Source organism: Bradyrhizobium sp. IC3195 (genome assembly GCF_020193585.1).
Classification (GTDB): Bacteria; Pseudomonadota; Alphaproteobacteria; order Rhizobiales; family Xanthobacteraceae; genus Bradyrhizobium; species Bradyrhizobium yuanmingense.
Genome location: NZ_JADYVG010000092.1, coordinates 1 through 461, shown reverse-complemented (window position 1 = coordinate 461; position 461 = coordinate 1). Strand labels below are relative to the sequence as shown.

At 33.0% G+C, this 461-nt stretch carries 1 protein-coding gene; it reads right to left on the bottom strand.

Features of this window, described 5'->3' with window-relative positions; genetic code table 11:
* Positions 1–56 precede the first annotated feature (56 nt).
* Positions 57–329 carry a hypothetical protein gene (locus I6F09_RS37235; protein ID WP_225190207.1) on the bottom strand — a complete coding sequence of 91 codons (273 nt, stop codon included), beginning with the start codon at positions 327–329 and terminating at the stop codon, positions 57–59.
* Between the last annotated feature and the right edge of the window lie 132 nt (positions 330–461).

The window sequence follows — 461 nt, the reverse complement described above, 5'->3', positions numbered from 1 at the left end:
ATAAGACGTTTTGATAGTTTTTTACCTAGATTACTAAAAAACGCGTTATACGGCTTCTATGACGTTCTCAGATGCAATATAGTTACTAATCTTTCTATCAGCACACGTTTTACTTCCGCCTGCTCCTCTTTTAACTGCTCGTTCTCTTGCTGAAGCTTCTCTATCAACTCAATATTTTTTAACACAATTGGTCTTGTTTTAGTCAGCGCTTTTTGTTTTACATATTGCGTAGGATTTACATGCTCCAACGCTGACAAAATATAAATTTTTGAATACTCTTCATCTGTCAATCTTATCGATATTTGCTTTTGTTTATTCTTTGCTGTCATTTTGTACACTTCCATTTCTAACATAATGCTTTTTAAGGTCTTTTAAATACATGAGCATAAGGGAATGTGATATCACTTTTGTTCAAAAATTTGAACAAAGTGCTTAATTTGGCGGTGCCAAATCCATTAGAA